Source organism: Metabacillus fastidiosus NBRC 101226, assembly GCF_001591625.1.
Classification (GTDB): Bacteria; Bacillota; Bacilli; order Bacillales; family Bacillaceae; genus Metabacillus; species Metabacillus fastidiosus.
The window spans coordinates 15626-30587 of sequence record NZ_BCVG01000042.1; the positions used below are offsets into that span (position 1 = coordinate 15626).

The following is a 14962-nucleotide window of genomic DNA, read 5'->3' on the forward strand; positions in this document are numbered from 1 at the left end:
ATCAAGTTTAAATTTTTAATACAAAAACGACGATATACTACTGGATATGTAGTCCATCGTCGTTTTTAGCTTATCTAGATTTTTTGAAAAATTGCAGTGTTGCTTTAAAATAAAGATTGATCAAAATGGATTATTATCTAACATATTTAAGTTTCGGTTTTATAAAAAAGTTTGATTATTTTCTACCTATGTTGCTCAACAATCGCGCCCTATAATGGAATACCGAAATAGAAAGATGAATGCAAATTAGCTTATTTTTCTTCACCTAACGCCATCCACCCGTGTAAAAAGAGGACAAAGTAAAATTAACGCTTTCCCATAAGGAAAAATGACTTCGTTTAGTAATCAGTATCATTTCACTAGTGAAATGAAATTTCTTTATTAATTTTAAACGGAAACCCTCTTCATTAATCGCTTTAATTTATTTTCTGTATCTGTTTCCTCTACTGGTGTATAGATACTGCATCGTAAATCCATATCACCTTGAACTTGAAGAGAAGTTAAATTAAACAACATTTTGCCTACTTTAGCATGTCTGAATTCAATTATCATTTCTGGTGCCTTACTCACTTGACTTTCTTGCCATAAATCAAGGAATTCTGAATGTGATTCACTCATTTCTTTAATAAATTGGTTGTACCATTCATCGCCTAAATAGTGTCCATAATAGGTACGGAAAATAGCAAGAAAACCTTTCGCAAAATGTTCCCAATTGACGGCCAATGCTTTTAATTCTTTTCTAGTGAACACTAAACTAATCAAATTTCTTTGATCATTCGGTATTTGTTCAAAATCTAAAAAAACATGAGCAGCTGCAGGATTCCAGCCCACGATATGGCAATGTCGATCCGTAATGATAGTCGGACAATATGTTAATTCAGCTAATATTCGTTTTAAAGAAGGGTTGAGCTCTGATTGATCCTTTTTTGGATTTGTAATTTCCAATTTTGCTTCTAATGCCAGGTCGTATAAGTAGTCTGTTTCATCATTGTTTAATTGCAAAGCTGTAGAAATACACTCAAGTACACTTGAAGAAACTTTTATATCTCTTCCCTGCTCTAGCCATGTATACCAAGTTGTACTTACACCTGCTAATTGTGCAACCTCTTCTCTTCGTAATCCAGGTGTCCTTCTCCGAGTTCCGGCAGGCAAACCAATAGACTCTGGCTTAATTTGGGTACGCTTAGCTTTTAAGAATGTCGACAGAGCTTCAAGCCTAGTTTTATCATTCATTTTTAAAACTCCTCATCAATCAATTTAACCTAGTAGTAGTTATACTAGGATAAACAACAACTTGTAATAGGATAAAAGAGATGTAAAATACAATTATATTATTGATTTGGAGGAATGAAAAGTGGAAAGAGTTGTGATTACCGGTATGGGAGTAGTTTCTCCTATAGGAAACAACATCAAAACATTTTGGAACAATCTGATTAACGGGGAATCTGGTATATCCACTATTGATACATTTGATGTTACTAAACATAAGACAAAAATAGCAGGTATCATCCAAGATTTTAATGTAGACGAAATTTTAGAAAAGAAAGAAGCAAGCCGTTTAGATCGTTTCTCTCAATTTGCTTTGGCTGCAGCTGAACAAGCTTGGGCAGATTCAAAGTTAGACCTTGATCGTATAGATGTAGAAAGATTAGGAGTATATGTAGGTTCAGGTATAGGAGGAATTGAAACCTTGATTGCAAACATTGATGCGCTTAGGCAGAAGGGGCCAAGAAGAGTCAGTCCAACTCTAGTACCTGCCATGATTTCTAATGCTGCAGCAGCACAAATTAGTATCAAATGGAAAGCGATGGGACCTTCTATGTCGCCTGTTTCTGCTTGTGCAATCGGAAATACAGCTATCGGAGAAGCCTTTAGACTAATTCGTTCTGGAGAAGTTGACGTTATGTTTGCGGGTGGAACAGAGGCAGCTATAACAGACTTATCAATAGCAAGCTTTAGTAATGCTACAGCATTATCAACAAGAAACGATGATCCCACTAAAGCTAGTCGTCCATTTGATGAAAATCGAGATGGATTTGTCATGTCAGAAGGAGCTGGCATTCTAATCTTGGAATCTTTATCTCATGCTTTACGTAGAGAGGCAAAGATTTATGCAGAAGTCATTGGATATGGTGCAAGTTCAGACGCACACCATATCGTAGCTACACACCCGGAAGGTAAAGGTGCCTATCTTGCAATGAGATCAGCTTTAAAAAATGCCAATATATCTCCTGAAGAAATTGATGTTATTAGTGCCCATGCAACTAGTACAAAAGTAGGAGACATCTCTGAAACGCTGGCTATTAAGCAGCTGTTTGGAAAACAAGCTTATCAGATTCCAGTAACAGCTAATAAATCTATGCTTGGTCATATGTTAGGGGCAGCTGGTGGAGTTGAAGCAATTGCTTTAGCAATGAGTTTAAAGGAAGGGATAGTTCCTCCAACTATTAACTTAGAAACTCCTGATCCATTATGTGATCTAGATTATGTACCATCTGTTGCTCGCCAAGTGAAAATAAATACGGGTCTATCTAATTCATTTGGTTTCGGAGGTCATAATGCAGCTATTGTTTTAAAGAAATACGAGTGAATAAACTTTCTCTCGTCAATCTAACTGTTTTCTCTAGAAACAGTTAGATTTATTCAATTAAATGGCCCGATTGCGGAACAAGAAAAAATCCTGCATTTCAATACAGGATCTTTGATCAGACTTTATTATAAATGATCGAACTTTATTTCAAAGCCACATGCAGAAGAGATAGTATGTATTCTTAGCAGCTATTCTTTAATATACGGGGATTTCTTTAAATAATAATCAAGAATGAAATTTCCGAATGGAACAAAGGCAACAGCTACAGCACTTACACCCCATTTTACAGCCCAGTTGACTTTCATCGTAGCATAAAGAATTGCAAATATATAAAGAATAAAGAAAATTCCATGCAAAGCTCCGACGATTGTGACCGCCTGGGGAATGTCCATTCCGTATTTAAGAGGCATCGCGATGAATAAGAGAACGAGTAAAGAAATTCCTTCTACAAATCCCATGAAACGGAATTTTCCGATTGCTGTTTTAAGCATCTTATATCTTCCCTTCTATAAAAAACTGTTAGTAATAAAATTATGAATTGATATTAAAAACAAAACCACCATTCCAAAATATTAATTGATAATGGTATTTTCAAATTAACCGTAAACCTTCTATTTACTTAGGAGGGTTTATCGTTTTATTCAAACTTCTTTATTTTACTTGCTTTCGCGTATGCAGGTAATGAGGTGAGTTCATTGCCTAAAATTGTTACAGATACTTTATCTCCTTTTTTAAAATCACCAGTTTTGTTATACGATAAATATATGAGATTAGGGACAGGTTCAAGAGAGGTTAGTTCATCAACTGAAAGGTCTTTCATTTCTGTATATTCTTTAAAAGAAATGCTTTCAGCAAGTAAAACTCTCTCTTCTTCAACTTTTAAAATATAACCTTCTGTCTCTGTTTCTTCTTCTCCACAACCAGCAATGATTAAAAAAATTAATATCATAAAGGTAATAATCTTAAATTTTTTCAAGTAAATTCCCCCTTATGTTTAGCTTCCCTTCTTCAACTAAGTCACATAACATCATGGAAATTTCCTGTTATTTAGATCTAAGAACTTATTTATCTGTAAATATGGATGCCACTTTACACTGCTTTATTTCTATTTTCTTCCATACATTTCCCGTAACATAGGGTTCAACCTTCAGCCAATTATCTAATTCTTCTCTTGATGGATAGTCCACTACCATCATTGAGCCTATCATTTTTCCTTCATCATCAAGTATGGCTGCACCGTATAAATGCTGTCCTTCTTTAAATCTTCTTTCTACGGATTTTAAATGTTCTTCCCTTGCTGCTAATCTTCTATCGATTGCTTTTTCATCAGTCCCGTCATAAGCTGTCACTATGTATTGCATCTATAATCACTAACTCCTTTTGAATTTTTATTTAAAAATGAATGAGGTGTTACCATATAGTCTATATTTTCTCATATGATGGAAGAAAACAGAAGCTCTCTTTTCATTTTCTCACAGCAAAATATTTCCTTGCATTGTTATAAATTCATTTTATTACTAACTTATTATGATTACTTTATTAAGTGTCTGTCGATATCCCACCATAAAAAAACATCCTGTTTCACTATTAAAATGAAACAGGATGTTTTTTATTCATGCTTAGTACAGTCCAGGGACTCTTCCATTTTATTAAACTTTGAACTGGTTAATATGTACTTGTAATTCCTCTGCCATTTTGGATAAATCGGATGCGGAAGAAGTGATTTCTTCCATTGATGCCAATTGTTCCTCTGAAGCAGAAGCAACATTTTGAGTATTACTAGCAGAATCTCGAGCAATACGAGCAATTTCTTCGATAGAGACACTAACCTTTCCTACACTGACAGATATCTCTTCGGATGAGGTTGAAGCTTCTTCGATCTGAGATGTTACTTGTTCAATTAATCTCAGAATTTTTTTGAAACCTTCTTCTGCTTCATGAACGACTACTATTCCCACTTTAACTTCTTGTGTCCCTTTATCCATTACATTTACCGCATGGGTTGTATCTCCTTGGATTTTTCGGATCAAGCTGGCGATTTGATCTGCTGACTCTTTAGATTGCTCAGCAAGCTTTCTTACCTCATCAGCTACCACCGCAAAACCTCTCCCATGTTCACCTGCACGAGCAGCTTCAATCGCAGCATTAAGAGCTAATAAATTTGTCTGATCAGCGATGGATGTAATAACTTCAATAATCTTTTCAATTTCTTTAGAATGTTCCCCTAACTCTTTAACAACAGAGGCAGAATTATCTACAACCTCACTAATTGTATTCATTTGGTGTATAACTTTTTGAAGTGAATCATTTCCATTAATTGCCTCGGTACTTGTTTCTATTGCTAATTCAGATACAAAGGAAGTTGTTTGTGCAACTTGTTGAATACCGACTGCCATCTCTTTCATCGCCAGTGAACTTTCATTTGCACCCTGTCCCTGCATTTCTGCTCCACCTGCAACTTCTTGGATTGATGTTGTGATTTGATGAGTTGCTTGTGTAGTTTGTTCCGCACCTGCTGTTAATTCTTCCGCCGATGAAGCTACCTGTATAGAATTTAAGCTTACTTTTTTAATTAAAAGTCTAAGATTACCTGTCATTTGATTAAATGAATTTGCCAAATCTCCAATTTCATCTCTGTTTTTTACTTTAATATCGTCTACTGTGAGATCGCCATTGGAAATCTTAGTTGCTGCATCCGCTATTTCTATTACCGGTTTTGAGATAAGACGACCTATGAATATAGCTATCCCAATACCAATCATAACAGCAAGTATCCCCAATACTAAAATCTCTACTTTAGTATCAGCCACTTTTTCAGAGGCATCTTTACTGCCCTTTTCTAATAGATCGTCTTGAAAGGCTGATAACTTATTCAATTGTTCATCAAATTTATTTATAATATCAGGACCTTGGGACGATATCAAAGCATTAACAGCATCTGTGTCATTCTGTCTTTTTAGCTCGAAAACTTGCCCAGCAAATTGCGCATATTCATTCTCAATTTGATTGAGTTCCTTGAGCATTTGGATAGATTGTGAAATCTCAAGTGTCTCCAATAAATGTTCGGATTTCTCTTTATATTCCGCTCTCGTTATCTCAAAATCTTGTAATGATTGCTCATTGCCTAAAAGTAAATAACCACGCAAACTAATGGTTTCTCGTTTTGCTATAACTTGCAGCTCTTTAAACTCCACGGCTTTCTCCGCTTCATTTTCGATTACAGAACTATAAGTATCATCCACAACATCTATTTCATAATAACTTACACCAATCATAACAATTAAAATAAATAGAACGACTGCAAAACCATAAATCAACTTCCTGCCAATTGTCCATTTCATCGAATATTTCCTCCAAGTATCTCAAATTTTAAATTATTTTGAAGCATAATTATACCTAATGGTGATTTTTAGCTAACCTGTTAAAAGGAAAGATTTTCATGAAAGGATGTTTCGGAAACTGTTTGATGTTGTAGTTATTTTGTTTTTTTACATCCACATCTTTCAAAGCGTTACGCTTATCGAATATTAGGCTAAAATACCCTAGTCATTATACCTATAAATTATAAGGAACCTCTAATTTTTTTACAAGATGTATTTAAATTAACTATGTTTCTTCTAGGAAGCTAAGTGATTGGCAGTAAAGTCATAAAAAGATGGTCTACATCTAATAGAAGACCATCTTTTTAATATAGTTATTGATTTAAGCAGGTGGTCCTATAAAATATTCCGTGAAAATTATTGCAAAACAAATAAATGTACTCAAAACACTAGCCACAAATGTAATAAAAGAGAGATAAGTTCTTATTTTGTAATGTTGATAGTTAAGTACGGATTTAATCAATAATATTAATGAGAATAACAAATTTCCAAGAAAAAAAACAAACAATAAAAGATATATAGAACCTGGTGGTACTAACTCCATAAAATCGTTAAAAAAACAAACGAAGATTACATTTAATAACAAACTTAATATTAATAGAAAATTAAATATTATTTTCATTTAATTCCCCTTCCTTTGTATGAGGATTGGCAATAAGACATATGATCATACCATTTTTTATAGATGCATAATCTTAAAACTAAATTAGAGTTATAAAAATAATAGATTTTTAATACTAACAAACTATTTTCTTTCATTTAAAAAATTATCCATTTTATTGTAAAATTTTACTATGGAATCCCTTCTTTTTTTATAAAAATTAATACATATGAATGACTGGGATTCTTTTTATTATTACCGTTTTGAAGTTATTATTTCAAAATTGAAAGGAGGGAATTTTTGTGGATAGTTTTTTTGGTTTATTAGCATTATTATTTATGATAGCAATAGCAGTTTTAGCATATTTTATCCCTTTTATTATTGCTTTGTTAAAAAAGAAAAACAATACTGTAGCTATTTTCTTTTTAAACTTATTAGTGGGCTGGACATTCTTAGGTTGGGTAGCAGCCTTTATTTGGTCACTTACAAAAGACGATAGAACTGCATAGAACTAGCTAAAAAGAGGGACTTTTTCAACTTCCATTCAGACTAACTGCTTCGTATGAGAAGTCCCTAGTATACCATTTTCGTAGTTTTTCATAATTAAGATTTCCATCCTCATTAAATCCTCCCTCTTTATTCTACTGTTAAGATCTAATGCATACACTCCATTCCGTTTATTTTGGTAAGAATGAGTTTCCGTAATTTTAGCTGCGGCTCTACTTCGATCATCTATCTTCACGATGTGCTTTAAGACTTTCATCTTTCAGTTCCCTATATCAAACAAGCAGTTATGATGTCTAGAAATAATAAAGTTGTTTAATTTCGGAAAAAGAATCGTTAAACATAGACCTCATTAACGTATAAGATTGTATAAAATGCAACTAGAAAATAATAATAAAATGAATACCCCTACATCTTCCCAACCCATAGTTATTAATTTTGCATGATAGATAATGGAGGAAATTTAATGATTTGGAGGCAGACATTTTTATGAACATGAAATTTCAATTTACTACCGCTTTAATTTTATGTCTGTTATCACTGGTTGGATTCTGCTTTATGGCTCTTCTAATTAGCAGGCAGGAAATTATCCAATTCGACAGTGCGGTTATATCCTTTATTCAGGGATTTGAATCAAAACTATTGACGATTATTATGAAATTTTTCACCTTTATTGGTTCCACAGGGTCTATTATAGTTATCTCTATTATGGCATTGGTTATCTTCTATAAAGTGTTTAAAAAACGTTCGGAACTTATTTTATTTATTGTTGTCATTTTAGGTGCTAATCTTCTTTTTATTATCTTAAAGTTATTCTTTCAAAGAGCTCGTCCAGATTTACATCGGCTAATTGAAGTAGCTGGTTATAGTTTTCCAAGCGGGCATGCAACGAATGCCATGACCGTTTATGGGATTTTAACTTTCTTGTTATGGCGCCATATTCCTGCTAGATGGGGTCGTACGATCTTAATCTTCATAAGCTGTATATTCATTCTCATAATTGGAATAAGCCGTATCTATTTAGGAGTGCATTATCCGAGTGATATTATAGCTGGTTATTTTACGGGAGGATTTTCGCTTACCTTTGCTATTTGGTTTTATCAACGATACCAAGAAAAACGTTATAACCAAAAGCATATTAATGAAAGATAATGATAAAGGAGATAATCAGCTTTTCTGATATTCCTTTGACTTTTCTTAAAAAACTATCTTATTAATCTTTCTCTTTTCTCTTTAAAATAAAAAAAGGGTAATAAGAAATCCGTTTATTTCTTATTACCCTCTTCTCTATATAATTATCTTATTTCTTTAAATCTTCAATTGAATTGATATCCATATATTTCGGTACAACTAACCCTGTCTTAGCTCCTTTTAAGCTAACTCCTAAGTCTTCATATTTACCTTTGAATTTTTCCGCCTGGTCTTTATGTGTTAATGGGAGCCAGCCGGCAAGATGTGCGTCAACACTGCCATCAGCGACACCTGCCCACATTGGCCCCGCTTCTACTTGGCGTAATGTTACTTTATAGCCTAAGCTTTCTAATACTTGTGCGACTACATTCGTACTTGCGATTTCACTTTCCCATGCAACATAAGCTAAATTTACTTCTTCTCCGTTTCCTTTTGCAGCATCCTTCGTCCATTCTGCTACTTTCTCAGCATTTCCTTCAATCCATGTTGTTGCCGCCTCTTCCGGAGAACTTCCGTCTTGAATAGAACTCATAACAATTCCCATATCTGCTGGAGTCCAAGTAAATTGATCTAATACCGTGTATGCACCAGGAAGATCAGCTTTTAATCCATTTCTAGCGATTGTGTGGATACTTTCTTCTCCTCCATATACACCTTTCGGATCTTCTAAATATTTTAAATCAAATTTAGAAAACATCCAGTGCGGAGTCCATCCTGTAATAATAATTGGTTCTTTTTTATCATATGCTTTCTTTAAAGAAGCAGTCATTGCCGCTCCAGAACCTTCGATTAGCTTCCAGTCTTTTAAGTCATATTCTTCGATTGCTGTTGCGGTTGCTTTCATAATTCCTGCACCAGGATCAATTCCTGTAATTTTATAGTCTACGCTCTCACCTACTGTTGCAGGAGAAGTACCGCTTTTCTCTCCGCTTCCGCACGCAGCCAACGCAAAAGTTAAGCCTAATGCCAATGATAATTTCGTTGCTTTTTTAAACATTACATTTCTCCCCCAGTTTTCTTTTTACCTATATTTTGAGTAATACGATCTAATATAATCGCGATAATAACGATAGCTAGACCTGCTTCAAAGCCTGTACCTGTTTGAAGCTGTGTCACTGCTCTGTATACATCCGCTCCTAAACCCGGTGCACCGACCATAGATGCGATAACAACCATAGACAGTGCGAGCATAATGCTCTGATTAATACCAGCCATAATCGTTGGTAACGCTATTGGAAATTGGACTTTTATTAGTTTTTGCGCTGTCGTTGAGCCAAAAGCTTCTGTTGCTTCAATTAACTCTTTAGGAACTTGTTTTATTCCTAGGATAGTTAATCTAATTGTTGGCGGCATAGCGAAAATAACAGAAGCAACAACACCCGGTACTACCCCGATATTAAAGAAGAAAATAGCAGGCAGTAAATAAACAAATGCAGGCATCGTTTGCATAAAGTCAAGTAAAGGGGTGACAACTTTGCTCACTGTTTCACTTTGCGATGCCCAAATTCCAATAGGAATACCGAGAATTATAGATATACCGACAGAAATAATAACTAAGGCAATTGTATCTAACATATTTGACCAATATCCTAAATTATCAATAAGAAAAAGTCCGATAATCGTAAATAAAGCAATCTTCCAATTACAAACTTTCCAAGCGATCAATCCAACGATAATCATTAATAGAAATGATGGGATAATACCGAGTCCTGAAACAATTCCATCAACAAAACTTTCTACAACTGTTGATGCTCCTTCAAAAACAGGTTCAAAATGATTTACCAGCCATTCAATTATGCTGTCAATCCAATTTGCGATCGGTAATTTTGGAAATAGATTTTCCATCTTACAGCACCTCCTTCATTTCAGGAAGTTTATCTTGGTCAGCAGAATCATTAATATAAGACTCATTTCCTGCTAATGCTCCAATAAGAGCCCCACGAACGATAATTCCCTTCAGACGGTTCATGTCATCAATGACTGCTACTGGAATAACAGCATTTGATACGTCATCGAATAAATCAACTAATAATGTTTCAGGTGTGACTGTCTTTATATCCTTTGTTAATACAGCTTCTAATGAAAAATTATTTTCCACTGCTCTTCTTGCATCAGCCGCTGTTACAGCACCTAACAGATTCATCTTCTTATCAACGACATAAATCGATGAAATACCGTTATCTTTCATTGCCCGAAGTGCGACACGCGGTCCTTTCTCTATTTGAACCGTTTCGGCGCGTTTCATAATATGTGCCGCTGTCAGTACTTTTGATAAATCAACATCTTCTACAAATCGCTCGACATAGTCATTAGAAGGATTCATTAAAATTTCTTCCGGTGTACCGATCTGAACGATATTTCCGTCCTTCATTAATGCAATTCGGTCACCGATTTTTAAAGCTTCATCTAAATCATGGGTAATAAAAATGATCGTTCTTCCCATTGTAGATTGAAGTGTTAACAGTTCATCCTGCATATCTTTTCTTATAAGCGGGTCTAAAGCGCTGAATGCCTCATCCATTAATAAAATATCAGGATCATTCGCAAGCGCGCGTGCCAGTCCAACCCTTTGCTGCATTCCCCCGCTTAGCTGGCTCGGATATTGCTGTTCATATCCTTCCAGTCCAACTAGCTTTAATGCTTCTATTGCTTTTTCTGTTCGAACTGTCTTGTCAACACCTTGTATCTCTAACCCGTACTCGGTGTTTTTAAGTACTGTACGATGGGGGAAAAGAGCAAATTGCTGAAAAACCATACTTATTTTATTTCTGCGTACATTTCTTAACTCTTCTTTTGACATTTTGACAATATCTGTGCCGTCAATAAATACTTGTCCACTGCTCGGGTCTATCAATCTGTTTAACATTCGGACTAATGTTGATTTCCCGCTTCCAGAGAGTCCCATAATAACGAATATTTCTCCATCATAGACATCAAAGTTTACTTGATTAACACCGACAGTCGAACCTGTTTCTTTTAAAATTTCCTGTTTCGTTTTTCCCTGTTTAAGAAGTTGTACTGCTCGTTTTTTATTCTTTCCGAAAATCTTTGATACTTCTTTAACAGATATTTTTAAATTATCCATACTTTCACCTCGAGTTAGTTCCTAATAGTACGATCTATTCCTCCAATCTTTGTAAAATTTGCTTCCCTAACTATTATAGATAGATGACAAAATGATTACAAAGCGCATATAACGCTGTATTCTACGATAAAGTATGTACAGTTTTTTCTGTACGTACTTTACAAATTGTATTCTTAGTAATCCTCTGCATTACTTACATATACTCCATATTCGATCTCTTTACATTCTTTCTGTAAATAGGTAGTCTATAATTATTGTTCTATTAGGATGTGATACTATTAATGGTAGAGGATAAACTGAATAAAGCACGTGAACGTGTCATTAAAGCCATTTCGCAAAATTTAAACTTGTATGGAATTAGTCCTTCTATCGGAAGACTATGGGGATTGCTGTACTTTCAAAATGAACCGATGACATTAGATGACATGAAATTGGAACTCGGTATGAGTAAAACAAGTATGAGCACATCTGTAAGAAGTCTTACCGATCTTAATATGGTGAATAAAGTATGGAAAAAAGGTGTAAGAAAAGATTTATATGAAGTAGAAGAAGATTGGCATCAAAATTTCATCGATTTCTTCTCCACTAAATGGAGAAATGGCGTTTCTATGAATATTGCTGCGATTGAGAAGTCTTTACATGAATTAAAAGAACTACTCGACATACAAGACTTAGATAATGAAATACTTGGAGAAATTAACAGTGATATTGAAAAGCTGAATAAAGCCCTAGATTATTATGACTGGCTGAACCGCTTAATTGACAGTTTGGAATCACATGAGATTTTTGAATTCATTCCAAAAAAAGATAGATAACACAGTTTATATGCTGTGTATCTATCTTTTTTTCTTTTGCTTCCACATTTTTTAATCCTATAATAGTATGAGGCTGAAACATAGGGTCCTTCCCTTCTTTTCTCTGTCTCGTATAATCTTTTAATACTTTAATAGCAATTCCCGCTAAGAGCATAATAGAAATTAAGTTTGTAATAGCCATCGCACCCATGAACAGATCTGCCATGTTCCATACAAATTGGAAACCGGAGATCGAACCGAAAAGAACCATTGTAACCACTGCCTAACAATAAAGAATAAGCCACAAGCGGTTCCCACTTAGAAATTTTATATTTGTTTCCCCGTAGTAATAATTCCCTATAATAGAGCTGAATGCAAATAAGAAAATAGCGATAGCTACAAATATTTGTGCCCAGTCTCCTATATGTGCAGCCATTGCTACCTGTGTAATCTGAATACCGTCTAAAGCAGGGTCTGGTGTGGAAGTAAATAATAAGATCATAACAGCCGTCGTCGTACAAATAATAATCATATCAAAGAAAACACCTAATGCCTGAACGAAGCCTTGTTTTGCAGGATGTGACACATTAGCTGTAGCAGCTGCGTTTGGTGCACTTCCCATTCCTGCTTCATTAGAAAATAGTCCTCGTTTAATCCCGTTTTCAATTGCTGCACCGATTCCTCCGCCGACAACTTCTTGGAGTCCGAATGCATTAGCGAAAATAACTCCAATTTTTGTTGTTTAAATTAAGTTTTAATTAATACTATTAATTAAAAAGGTTATGTAGTAAGAGCTAAATCTTCGACAATGATTTCATTTCCGAAATTTTCATTAAATAGTAATTCTATTAATTTTTCAGCTGTATATTCCGGAGATTGTAATTTCCCCTCTTTAGATAATTGAATAAATTGTTCAACAAATGGAAAATCTCCTTTTTTTACAGAACGAATTTCAGATTGCATTTCTGTATCTATAACTCCTGGATACACTGAAATAATCTTAACAGGAAAAGGTTTATTCATCTGCTCTATGCTTATACTTTTAGAAAAAGAATCTAATCCTGCTTTAGAAGTGCTATAAGAACTTTGAGATGGTAATAAATACTTTGCTGAGCCAGATGATATATTCATAATACGTTTGTCTAAGTTTAAAATATTAGTATGTTTTATAAAATTGGAAGTAATGACCATAGGGGCAATTAAATTAATATTTACATTTCTCAAAATATCCTCCGTTTTATTTTCTTCACATGGTGTAAGTGGAGATAAGACACCTGCATTGTTTATTAAATAAATAGATTCTATCTCAGAATCATTTTTAATAGCTTTAAATATATCTTCAAAAAGTAAATCAATCTTGTTTATATTGTAAAGATCGAATTGATAATAACTTAATTTATTATCTCTTTCTTTTGAAATACTAATTAGTTCTTGATTATTACTTCTGGAAATACAAAAAATGTGATGATTTTCGTCTAATAATTTCTTTGCTAAGGATGCTCCAATTCCCCTCGATGTACCCGTAATTATAAAATATTTCATTTTTCTCCTCCTAACTTTAAATACCTTTTTATTTTACTACATATATTTCACTATTTGGAATTATTTAGATGTTGATATCCAGAACATTCAGTTGTAGCTTTGAAATAAAGTTTGATTAAAAATATTGAATGAAGTTGCATTTTACAGCAAATTAAAATAAGCCATTTTGAAAAAAGATTGATCAAAATGGCTTATTATCTAACATATTTAAGTTTCGATTTTATTAAAAAATTTGATCATTTTCTACCCATGTTGCTCAACAATCGCGCCCGATTGTGGAAGATCGATAAATAAAATTGTATTCACGAAAGAATGTACTTTCTTTAAAAAAAGCTACCCGTTTATCGAAAAAATTCTATCCAATTTCAAATATGTTTCAACATTAATAACCAATTTTAGTTGAGTCTTTATATTAATAATCAAAACTTTTCTAAAACTAACCATAATAAATTAGAACTAGTACATGTGACTAGATTCTCTTTTTAACTTCTTCTCTTATTAATTCAATAATATTATCAGATAAATTTGCTGGAAGAGACGTACCATCTTTAAAAACCCATGTATTAATTATTTCAAGGTCTGCTTTTTTAAAAGTAATGCTATAATCTTTATTTTGGTAAGCAAAATCAGTTGTCACGAATTCTTCACCATCAAATTCATCATCAATAATCATGTTATTTATTTCATAAGGCTTCATGATTAGTCTCCTCGCTTATCATTCTTTTATATGGAGTTAACTTTATATTTATGTTTATGTTTATATTTATTCACTATTTTCAACCAACCTACACAGATTATCAAAGAGAAAAGGCAGCCTCATTATTTAAGTAACTTTACCCGTTAGTTGAAGTACGATTAGCCTATAGAAATGGTTTTATAATTCCGTATACACTAATAGCCAAACATAAAAGCCCTCCTACCATAAACAAAATTTTAATAAACAAGAAATTAAAACTAACTGGAAATGGGGTTATATACCTGATGTGGTCATACGTTTTATTATTCAAAAAACGTTCCTTAGTCGCATGAAAGAACATATAAATTGCGAAAATACCAATTATAAAGCTGAAAATGCCAGCATAGAAGTCTTTATCCTTTATAACCACCGCCACACCATTTTTAAGCTTTCCGTTTATAATTTCCACTTAGTTAAGTATTATTCAACTACAAAAAGCTATCGTTATGAATAAATTGATCAAAATGATAGCCTTTTTGTAGTTTAAGGACTGCTTTTTATAAAAATAACTGATTATTATTATAATTTGTATTCCCACC

General features: G+C 33.6%; 15 protein-coding genes and 1 pseudogene. 4 read left to right on the forward strand and 12 right to left on the reverse strand.

All coding sequences use genetic code 11. The features are described 5' to 3' along the window. Positions 1–387: 387 nt before the first annotated feature. Positions 388–1233 carry a helix-turn-helix transcriptional regulator gene (locus tag BFA01S_RS11580; RefSeq protein WP_066230211.1) on the reverse strand — a complete coding sequence of 282 codons (846 nt, stop codon included), beginning with the start codon at positions 1231–1233 and terminating at the stop codon, positions 388–390. Positions 1234–1354: 121 nt separating this feature from the next. Here BFA01S_RS11580 and fabF point away from each other — a divergent pair, with 121 nt between their 5' ends. Then, positions 1355–2590: a beta-ketoacyl-ACP synthase II gene (fabF, locus tag BFA01S_RS11585; protein ID WP_066230214.1), complete on the forward strand. Its 1236-nt coding sequence runs from the start codon at positions 1355–1357 to the stop codon at positions 2588–2590. A 188-nt stretch (positions 2591–2778) separates the two neighbouring features. Here the strand turns inward: fabF and BFA01S_RS11590 are convergent, their stop codons facing one another. The 4 genes from BFA01S_RS11590 to BFA01S_RS11605 form a co-directional block, all read right to left on the reverse strand. Beyond that, entirely contained in the window at positions 2779–3081 is a 303-nt protein-coding gene (locus tag BFA01S_RS11590; protein ID WP_066230216.1) for a DUF3817 domain-containing protein, read from the reverse strand. Between the two features lie 146 nt (positions 3082–3227). Next, the gene (locus tag BFA01S_RS11595; protein ID WP_066230219.1) at positions 3228–3566 is read right to left on the reverse strand and encodes a DUF3221 domain-containing protein; all 339 of its coding nucleotides are present in this window, start codon (positions 3564–3566) and stop codon (positions 3228–3230) included. An 85-nt stretch (positions 3567–3651) separates the two neighbouring features. Beyond that, a complete protein-coding gene (locus BFA01S_RS11600) occupies positions 3652–3951 on the reverse strand; it encodes a YciI family protein (RefSeq protein WP_066230222.1) in 300 nt (99 codons plus the stop codon). Positions 3952–4239: 288 nt separating this feature from the next. Continuing rightward, entirely contained in the window at positions 4240–5931 is a 1692-nt protein-coding gene (locus BFA01S_RS11605) for a methyl-accepting chemotaxis protein (RefSeq protein ID WP_066230227.1), read from the reverse strand. Positions 5932–6873: 942 nt separating this feature from the next. On the opposite strand from BFA01S_RS11605, the gene BFA01S_RS11610 reads away from it, so the two are divergent. Then, a complete protein-coding gene (locus BFA01S_RS11610; RefSeq protein ID WP_066230229.1) occupies positions 6874–7080 on the forward strand; it encodes a superinfection immunity protein in 207 nt (68 codons plus the stop codon). Positions 7081–7115: 35 nt separating this feature from the next. On the opposite strand, the gene BFA01S_RS11615 is transcribed toward BFA01S_RS11610, so the two are convergent. Continuing rightward, a complete protein-coding gene (locus BFA01S_RS11615) occupies positions 7116–7334 on the reverse strand; it encodes a hypothetical protein (protein ID WP_066230232.1) in 219 nt (72 codons plus the stop codon). A 230-nt stretch (positions 7335–7564) separates the two neighbouring features. Here BFA01S_RS11615 and BFA01S_RS11620 point away from each other — a divergent pair, with 230 nt between their 5' ends. After that, the gene (locus BFA01S_RS11620; RefSeq protein WP_066230235.1) at positions 7565–8227 is read left to right on the forward strand and encodes a phosphatase PAP2 family protein; all 663 of its coding nucleotides are present in this window, start codon (positions 7565–7567) and stop codon (positions 8225–8227) included. A gap of 148 nt (positions 8228–8375) precedes the next feature. On the opposite strand, the gene BFA01S_RS11625 is transcribed toward BFA01S_RS11620, so the two are convergent. Genes BFA01S_RS11625 through BFA01S_RS11635 form a run of 3 tightly spaced genes read right to left on the reverse strand, consistent with a single transcriptional unit; the run spans position 8376 to position 11351 of the window. Next, positions 8376–9263 carry a glycine betaine ABC transporter substrate-binding protein gene (locus BFA01S_RS11625; RefSeq protein ID WP_066230238.1) on the reverse strand — a complete coding sequence of 296 codons (888 nt, stop codon included), beginning with the start codon at positions 9261–9263 and terminating at the stop codon, positions 8376–8378. Next, positions 9263–10111, reverse strand: a complete 849-nt coding sequence (locus BFA01S_RS11630) for an ABC transporter permease (RefSeq protein WP_066230241.1) — start codon at positions 10109–10111, stop codon at positions 9263–9265. The genes BFA01S_RS11625 and BFA01S_RS11630 overlap by 1 nt, the downstream gene beginning before the upstream one ends. Position 10112: 1 nt before the next feature. Beyond that, a complete protein-coding gene (locus tag BFA01S_RS11635) occupies positions 10113–11351 on the reverse strand; it encodes a quaternary amine ABC transporter ATP-binding protein (RefSeq protein ID WP_066230243.1) in 1239 nt (412 codons plus the stop codon). A gap of 281 nt (positions 11352–11632) precedes the next feature. Between BFA01S_RS11635 and BFA01S_RS11640 the strand changes: the two genes are divergently transcribed. Beyond that, positions 11633–12166 carry a GbsR/MarR family transcriptional regulator gene (locus BFA01S_RS11640; protein ID WP_066230246.1) on the forward strand — a complete coding sequence of 178 codons (534 nt, stop codon included), beginning with the start codon at positions 11633–11635 and terminating at the stop codon, positions 12164–12166. Here the strand turns inward: BFA01S_RS11640 and BFA01S_RS21940 are convergent. From BFA01S_RS21940 to BFA01S_RS11660, 3 genes and pseudogenes are all read right to left on the reverse strand, one after another. Continuing rightward, positions 12144–12869: pseudogene (locus BFA01S_RS21940) on the reverse strand (alanine:cation symporter family protein); the annotation flags it as partial. The gene BFA01S_RS11640 and the pseudogene BFA01S_RS21940 overlap by 23 nt on opposite strands. Before the next feature lie 56 nt (positions 12870–12925). Next, complete coding sequence (locus tag BFA01S_RS11655; RefSeq protein ID WP_066230254.1) at positions 12926–13687, reverse strand: (S)-benzoin forming benzil reductase; 762 nt, start codon at positions 13685–13687, stop codon at positions 12926–12928. Positions 13688–14156: 469 nt separating this feature from the next. Further along, positions 14157–14384, reverse strand: a complete 228-nt coding sequence (locus BFA01S_RS11660; protein ID WP_066230257.1) for a hypothetical protein — start codon at positions 14382–14384, stop codon at positions 14157–14159. Positions 14385–14962 lie beyond the last annotated feature (578 nt).

Excerpts from the sequence above, each read along its gene's own strand:
- BFA01S_RS11630 (WP_066230241.1), bottom strand. The coding sequence starts at position 10,111 with ATGGAAAATCTATTTCCAAAATTACCGATCGCAAATTGGATTGACAGC.
- BFA01S_RS11625 (WP_066230238.1), bottom strand. The coding sequence starts at position 9,263 with ATGTTTAAAAAAGCAACGAAATTATCATTGGCATTAGGCTTAACTTTT.
- BFA01S_RS11580 (WP_066230211.1), bottom strand. The coding sequence starts at position 1,233 with ATGAATGATAAAACTAGGCTTGAAGCTCTGTCGACATTCTTAAAAGCT.
- BFA01S_RS11640 (WP_066230246.1), top strand. The coding sequence starts at position 11,633 with ATGGTAGAGGATAAACTGAATAAAGCACGTGAACGTGTCATTAAAGCC.
- BFA01S_RS11600 (WP_066230222.1), bottom strand. The coding sequence starts at position 3,951 with ATGCAATACATAGTGACAGCTTATGACGGGACTGATGAAAAAGCAATC.
- BFA01S_RS11655 (WP_066230254.1), bottom strand. The coding sequence starts at position 13,687 with ATGAAATATTTTATAATTACGGGTACATCGAGGGGAATTGGAGCATCC.
- BFA01S_RS11635 (WP_066230243.1), bottom strand. The coding sequence starts at position 11,351 with ATGGATAATTTAAAAATATCTGTTAAAGAAGTATCAAAGATTTTCGGA.
- BFA01S_RS11605 (WP_066230227.1), bottom strand. The coding sequence starts at position 5,931 with ATGAAATGGACAATTGGCAGGAAGTTGATTTATGGTTTTGCAGTCGTT.
- BFA01S_RS11660 (WP_066230257.1), bottom strand. The coding sequence starts at position 14,384 with ATGAAGCCTTATGAAATAAATAACATGATTATTGATGATGAATTTGAT.
- BFA01S_RS11615 (WP_066230232.1), bottom strand. The coding sequence starts at position 7,334 with ATGAAAGTCTTAAAGCACATCGTGAAGATAGATGATCGAAGTAGAGCC.
- BFA01S_RS11620 (WP_066230235.1), top strand. The coding sequence starts at position 7,565 with ATGAACATGAAATTTCAATTTACTACCGCTTTAATTTTATGTCTGTTA.
- BFA01S_RS11590 (WP_066230216.1), bottom strand. The coding sequence starts at position 3,081 with ATGCTTAAAACAGCAATCGGAAAATTCCGTTTCATGGGATTTGTAGAA.